Source organism: Nodosilinea sp. LEGE 07088 (assembly GCF_015207395.1).
Lineage (GTDB): Bacteria > Cyanobacteriota > Cyanobacteriia > Phormidesmidales > Phormidesmidaceae > Nodosilinea.
This window is the reverse complement of sequence record NZ_JADEWX010000249.1, coordinates 1-6,429: the sequence shown is the minus strand read 5'-3', so window position 1 is coordinate 6,429 and position 6,429 is coordinate 1. Positions and strand designations below refer to the sequence as shown.

The window sequence follows — 6,429 nt, the reverse complement described above, 5'->3', positions numbered from 1 at the left end:
CCCCATCCCCCCTCTCCCCTCACCAAATAAATCTAAGGTTTCATCAACTCCGTCCGGAATAACGCTAATTTCAGCTGAAATCAGAGTCATTCACTGATGTTTGGGTTTTGCCATGGTTGTGTTGCCCCGTTCACTCTGGCTGCGGTGGATTGTGCTGTTTGGCCTCACCCTTACCCTGGTGTTGGCGCCGCTCTCCCGCTCTGCCCCCGCCGATGCCGATTTAGACCGCCGGGTGGCCGAGGCGCGCAGCTATATCGAGAGCCAAACCGGGCATCGCTTTACCCACCCGATTGTAATCACCAACGACGACAGCTACCAGCGCGACTATATTCGGGTCGATGCCTCGGGGGAGCATGCCCTGGCCACCAGCCGAGCTGCCCTGCGCGATCCTGCGGATCCAAGCCTCTGGGTCGATATTCGCGTGCTCGAAGGCCGCACTGGCCGCGAGTCAAGCGGTGACTGGGAAGCCTGCCTGATCGTGGTGGCCGATGCCTGGACTGGGCTATTGGAGCCCGCCAAACGCAGCAATATTGCCCACGAGGTCTACCACTGCTACCAACGCGAGAAAGTCGGGGCGCTGTCCCCCCTGCCGCCCTGGGTGCTGGAGGGCTCGGCGAGCTGGGCCGGGGAGACCTACGCCGGCGGATCGCCCCTGGGCGAGGGTCGCTGGCGGCAATACCTGACCAGCTACAGCCAGATCGAAGACCGCAGCTACGACGCCCAGGGAGTCTTTGCCCATATGACCTATAGCGGCGAGTCAACCTGGAACCTGCTCGATCGCGCCCTGACTCCGCCCCTGCCACCCGCCGCCGCCGAAGCCGAGTGGATCGAGCGATTTCTGGGTCTGATGGCCAATCGCGATGGCTTTCTGCAAACCTGGGCCATGGGCCTGGAGCGCAACTCTAGCCAGCGCGACTGGAATACTGACGGGCCGGGCATCACCGGCGATCGCAGAGAAGTCGTTGCCCTGGCTATTCCCCAGGGCCGACGCATTACCCGCACCATTCAGCGGCTGTACAGCCTCACCCTGCCCGAGGCCCAGGTGGTGTCGGTACAGGTGTTTGATGGCGGCCACGGGGCGATTCGCTGGGGCGATCGCGACACCACCCGCATCAGTGGCAGCTTTAACCAACGGTATTGCTTGGGCGACACCTGCACCTGCCCCGACGGCAGTCGTCCGGCAGGGGTCACTGCCGTCGACTCGCCCACCGCCATCATCGCCCTCACCGGCTACCCCAGCAATGCCGAACTGGGCATCGACCCGGTAGAAAACCCCTGCGAAGAAGAAGAGCCCGAGGTTCCAGGCCCCAGCAGTGACTGGGGCAGCGAGGGCGATCGCGCCCACGGCACCAGCTACGGCGACCCCCACATCATCACCTACGACGGCTACCGCTATAGCTTTCAGACCATCGGTGAATATTGGCTGACCGCCGCCACCGATGGCCACTTTCAGGTGCAGGCGCGGCAGGGGCAGATTCCCGGTCGGCCCCTGTCGATGAATACGGCGGTGGCGGTGGCGGTAGGAGGCCATCGCCTGGCCATCTATGCTCAAAATCTGCCCGATGGCCGCTCGCCAGTTTGGCTCGACGGTAGTCCGTTTGCCCTGGGCGAAGGGCCGACATCCCTGCCGGGGGGTGGGGTGGCGCTGCGGGTCGGCGATCGCTACCAGATCACCTGGCCCACGGGCGAAAGCCTGCAAGTGTCCCAAACGACCATGGGCGGCGCACCCTTTTTGACCCTTTCGCCGGAAGTGCCCCGGCGGGCCGGCACCTACCAGGGGCTGCTGGGCAATCTCAACCGCAATCCCGACGATGACTTACAAATTCGCGGGGGCGCGGTCATTCCGCCTAAAAATGCCTACGCCTCGGTCACACGGCTAGTGCAGGGGCTAATTCCCGCCCCGGTGCCCCTGACCCAGTTGCAGAACGCCTTCTTTGAGCAGCTCTACCGCCAGTTTGGCGATAGCTGGCGGGTCACGGCGGGCGAATCACTGTTTGACTACGGCCCTGGCCAATCGACCGCAACCTTTACCCAGCGAAACTTTCCCAGCCAGTTTCCGACCCTGGTGGGGGTGGCCCCGGCCCAAATTCAAAATGCCACCCGCCTGTGCCAGGAGGCGGGCGTCAACGAGTGGATGCTGGAGGGCTGTGTCTTCGATGTCGCCGCTACGGGGCAACCCGACTTTGTGCAGAGCGCGGTGAATGCGATCGCCACCAATCTGGTCGATGAGGTACAAGACCAGGTCGAAGACGAAATTCGTCGCCGGGTGCCCATTCCGCTGCCGCGTTTTCCGTTTTAGCAATCGCCCATCTAAAGGAGTTCACTATTTCAGCTGGCCTCGGTAAAGCCAAGGGGAGGTATCCGCTTAAGCCGAGACGCTGGTAGACCTTGGCATGTCGAAGTCAGGGGTCAGCAGTCAGTATTGACAGGCCTTCTGGCTCCTGGCTTCTGGCTACCTCGCGACAGCAATGTCCCGCTTTGAGTTGATACCCGCCAGGGATCCATGTGTAGAGCCATGAAGCAAAGGCCATTTGGCTTTTGTCCTGACTTTACAATAAAAAAGCTCTTTACCAGCCCAACCACTATGCCTATTGAAACTGTCGGCAATCCGACCCCCGAGGCCGATCGCATTCGCACCGTGCTGCAAGATCAGCTGCCCGACATCATTGCCAGCTTTAACCAGGTGCTGCAAGAGCAGTACGGCATTTCTGGCATTAGCGTCGGTGGCTTTACTGTGGTGCCCGAGAGTGCCCTCTCCACCCAGGTCACCTGCGATCAAGAAAGCTGCTCGATTAGCTAACCCCGGCCTCGCGTTCCGATCAGTTCGCCGCTGTCTTTGACCCTATCTCCAGAGCGATTGGGCAGCGGTGAGGTGGCCCGTTGAAACCGCTGCGCCCCTACCGATGGGGCGACTACGCGATCGCCCCTTGGTTTCCTTTCCCAATGCATCCATGACAGTGGCCGCCGACCTGCCAGGCAACCTGTTTGACCTGCCGATGCCACTGCCACCAGCGAACATCTTTTGGCTAGCGGTGCACTGGCCAGGGTCCTTAGCCAAACTGTTTCTTAGCCGCTTCATAGACCTCGACGGTAATTTGGCTCAGGCCCTGATCCTGGGCAAATTTCTCAATCTTTTTGCGGGCGGCGGGGCGCACAAAGAAGGGGATTTCTTTCAACCGGGCCTCGGCGTCGGCAGTCCATTCCATAGCGATGAGTCCAGAGGTAGAGACGAAATTTTGCGCTGGGCTTCAAACTTCTTTACGATATCAGGGGCAGGGGCGATCGCGGCCTCAGGGTATCTGACTCATTGGCGTTGAAGATTTTAGGAGACTGGAGTGGTGAGAAAAGTCTTGTTGGTGATGCTGGCTGCCGTGATCACCACGCTGGTGGCGATGGGGCTCTCTCCCGAGGTGCAGGCTAATATTGTGGCTGAGCCCGTGGTCTACACCATTGATGGGCAACCCTTTGAAGGCTACTTAGCCGTCAACGACAACTTCGGCGGCGATCGCCCCCTGGTGCTAGTGGTGCACGACTGGAACGGCCTCGACAATTACGAACAGCGCCGTGCCCAAATGCTAGCAGAGCAAGGCTATGCGGCCTTTGCGGTAGACCTCTATGGCCAGGGGGTACGGCCCAGCAACACCGACGAGTCGAGAGTCGAGAGCGGCAAACTCTACGCCGATCGCGCCACCATGCGGGCTCGCCTAATGGCTGGGCTAGACCAGGCCCAAACCATGGCCGGGGTAGACGGCAACCGCGTTGTCGCCATTGGCTACTGCTTTGGCGGTGCTGCCGTGCTTGAAATGGCTCGCGCAGGCATGGGGGTAGATGGTTTTGTGGTCTTCCACGGTAGCCTCAGCACGCCCGAAGGGCAAGACTATAGCAAAACTCCAGGTCGTATTTTGGTACTCCATGGTTCTGCCGACAGCCCAGTTCCCATGGCTGACGTGGCCCAGCTAGCTGCTGAGCTAGATGCCGCCAAGGTTGACTTCGATATGGAAATCTATGGTGGTGCCGACCACGCCTACACGGTGTGGAGCGGCGATCGCTACAATGGCCCAGCCGATCGCCGTTCGTGGCGGACGATGATGAACTTCTTGGATGAAACCCTACGCTAGGCTACGCACGTACCAGTACGACCCTGACTAAGTTTTGTCAGTCAACCAGGGTTAGAGTGTTCCAACTAAAGACCTGTCCGGTGTTTCTCCGCGACCGGCCCAGTGGGCCAAGTTCGCGTTCCTGATCGGGATGTTTTTTAGGAGGAATTCTCTTATTCATCCTCTGCGTCTACAGGATAAAGTTCCGCGTCTAGAATTGCATCTAATTCATCTGAATCCTTAGGATGATGAGCCCCATCAACTTGATCTGACTTTAGCCTGCCAGTCCGTTCTAGCCACTTAAGCAGAGTCTCTCTCTCAACTTGAGGGGGAATTTTGGCAGCCGCATCGCGAGATTCTTGATGCAGAGAAGGATTGTAAAATATCGCCATTGTTATTATTCTCGCTTGAGGTGAGTATTTAGATAACCGGCAGGATTAAGGAAACCGATCTATCCTTTTTTCCCTCTTTCCTAAGGCTGTCATATCCATGAAAACCTATCTACGAGTGGCAAAGATACCCGTATAGTCGTTTTTTCAGCGCAAGCTAGCTTGAAGCTTGTTGAGTATGAAGCTGCTAAAGCGGCTGTGAAATAGTCTAGGAAAGCAGGCCTTTATTTCGGCGTTCTTGATGAGAGTTGTGGTGATTTTCGACCCCATAACTTCATCATAGTCTATCTAAGGGCTAAACCTGTTTTCTCATATGTGCTTTCCAGAGACCGAGCAGCACACAAGAGAAACCCGGCTTCTTTTATATGGCCCGCGACCAACCCTAGCTGATCGCCTAGAAACCCGACCGCTGGTTCATTCAGTGCCTCAACTGGGCCATACGCCTAACCGCAACCCATGCCCGTCATTCCGTAACGCCAGCCCACCGGCTAGCAGCACTCGTTAAGGAGAGGTGCTGCAACCAGAAGACTGGACGCTGCTGAATTTTCTCATGGATGCCCGCACCGGGCTAGTACTCTGAGGCGGAAATAACCTACCTATTTGCCAACGCGGAAACCCTTATGAGACCTGGAATTCCCGTTCTGCCTTCTGCCTTCTGCCTTTTGGTGCTAGGGCGATTCAAAGACTTTCGCATCTCGAACTATACCTTGATGATGCAGTTAATCGGCTCAGGGGAACTTTTTGGTGTCCATCAACATTGATAAAATAGCTGCCGACTTTATCCGACCTATTCTGCCCCGAGGGATGGTTACGCTCTACATGAGCCTTAAGCGCTATTTTTCTGGGCAAGACTATGAATCACTTTTCAACCCTGATATTGCTGCTGCGCGATCGCGATACCTTCTTAGACGAAGTCCGCCAGGGCAAAAAGATTGAGTCTAAAATTCTGTCGCTGCTAGTGGTTAGCTCTCTATTTTTTGCCATCTATGGGGCCATTATTGGCTCATCGAGCGGGTGGCAACAGCTGCTCGTATCAATGGTGAAGCTGCCAGCTCTCTATCTGCTGACTCTGTTAATTTGCCTGCCAACGCTCTATTTTTTCGATATTTTGTTTGGCTCTAAGGCCGACTTTCGTCAGTACGCGGTGCTCAGCCTGACCACGACTTCAGTGATCAGCGTGTTGATGTTTAGCTTTGCACCTATCACCCTCTTCTTTTTGGTCTCTATTCGTAGCTATCATTTCTTTTTGCTGCTCAATGTCGCCATCTTTGGCCTGACAGGCTTCATTGGGGTCAGGCTGTTTTATTCAGGCATTCGCTCCGTGATGGATTTCACTCAAGATACACCCAGGATTCGCAACCGGCTGCTGCTATTTTGGCTGACACTCTACGGCCTGGTGGGGAGTCAGCTCGGGTGGACCCTGAGACCCTTTTTTGGCTCACCAGGACAGCCGTTTCAACTGTTCCGCGAGGTGGAAGGCAATTTTTACTCCCAGGTGATTCGCAGCTTTTTCTCGCTGCTGTTTGGCAATTGATTTTGGGCGGGGCAAACCACCGTTTGCCCCTACAGCAGGTATTGAACGGTTGCTTCATTGCTGTAGGAGTTGATCTTTGATTTCACGGAGCTATGGAATCTAGTTTGCAGGCGCTACGGATTACCCATGACGAACTCGACCAGCTCACCGGGCTCGATATCAGCGCGGTGTTTATGGGCGGCATTATTCGTCCCTCGGCCTGGCGATCGCGACGGCACCTGTTATCTCTAGCGATCACAGAATGTCTAGTGCTGGGGACAATCCTTATCATCTGCCTGGGTAAGTAGCTAGGCGCAATTAAATATAAAACGTTCCAGTGGGTAATCTCCGGTTCTACTACGTGCCTCCATGCCCTCAATGACGGTCATGGCCAGGTCATATTCGTTATCAAACATCTGCCCGGCAATCT

Annotated in this window: 7 protein-coding genes and 1 pseudogene; 6 read left to right on the top strand and 2 right to left on the bottom strand. The window is 56.5% G+C overall.

Going from position 1 to position 6,429, the window contains the following annotated elements; translation table 11 throughout:
• The first annotated feature begins 112 nt into the window (after window positions 1-112).
• Both IQ254_RS28875 and IQ254_RS28870 read left to right on the top strand, forming a co-directional pair.
• Window positions 113-2,299: a VWD domain-containing protein gene (locus tag IQ254_RS28875; RefSeq protein WP_193969601.1), complete on the top strand. Its 2,187-nt coding sequence runs from the start codon at window positions 113-115 to the stop codon at window positions 2,297-2,299.
• Window positions 2,300-2,584: 285 nt separating this feature from the next.
• Window positions 2,585-2,800 (top strand): hypothetical protein, encoded by a 216-nt coding sequence (locus IQ254_RS28870; RefSeq protein WP_193969600.1) that lies wholly within the window; start codon window positions 2,585-2,587, stop codon window positions 2,798-2,800.
• Between the two features lie 250 nt (window positions 2,801-3,050).
• On the opposite strand, the gene IQ254_RS28865 is transcribed toward IQ254_RS28870, so the two are convergent.
• Entirely contained in the window at window positions 3,051-3,206 is a 156-nt protein-coding gene (locus IQ254_RS28865) for a PCP reductase family protein (protein WP_035991371.1), read from the bottom strand.
• A 132-nt stretch (window positions 3,207-3,338) separates the two neighbouring features.
• Between IQ254_RS28865 and IQ254_RS28860 the strand changes: the two genes are divergently transcribed.
• Window positions 3,339-4,118 carry a dienelactone hydrolase family protein gene (locus IQ254_RS28860; RefSeq protein WP_313887604.1) on the top strand — a complete coding sequence of 260 codons (780 nt, stop codon included), beginning with the start codon at window positions 3,339-3,341 and terminating at the stop codon, window positions 4,116-4,118.
• Window positions 4,119-4,270: 152 nt separating this feature from the next.
• Here the strand turns inward: IQ254_RS28860 and IQ254_RS34075 are convergent, their stop codons facing one another.
• Window positions 4,271-4,489 (bottom strand): DUF3134 family protein, encoded by a 219-nt coding sequence (locus tag IQ254_RS34075; RefSeq protein WP_193969599.1) that lies wholly within the window; start codon window positions 4,487-4,489, stop codon window positions 4,271-4,273.
• A 505-nt stretch (window positions 4,490-4,994) separates the two neighbouring features.
• Here IQ254_RS34075 and IQ254_RS34070 point away from each other — a divergent pair.
• The 3 genes and pseudogenes from IQ254_RS34070 to IQ254_RS28845 form a co-directional block, all read left to right on the top strand.
• Window positions 4,995-5,211 (top strand): annotated as a pseudogene (locus tag IQ254_RS34070) (hypothetical protein); the annotation flags it as partial.
• 128 nt (window positions 5,212-5,339) lie between these two features.
• Window positions 5,340-6,020, top strand: coding sequence for an actin-binding WH2 domain-containing protein (locus IQ254_RS28850; RefSeq protein WP_193969598.1), 681 nt, complete (start codon window positions 5,340-5,342; stop codon window positions 6,018-6,020).
• Window positions 6,021-6,112: 92 nt separating this feature from the next.
• Entirely contained in the window at window positions 6,113-6,307 is a 195-nt protein-coding gene (locus IQ254_RS28845) for a hypothetical protein (RefSeq protein ID WP_193969597.1), read from the top strand.
• Window positions 6,308-6,429 lie beyond the last annotated feature (122 nt).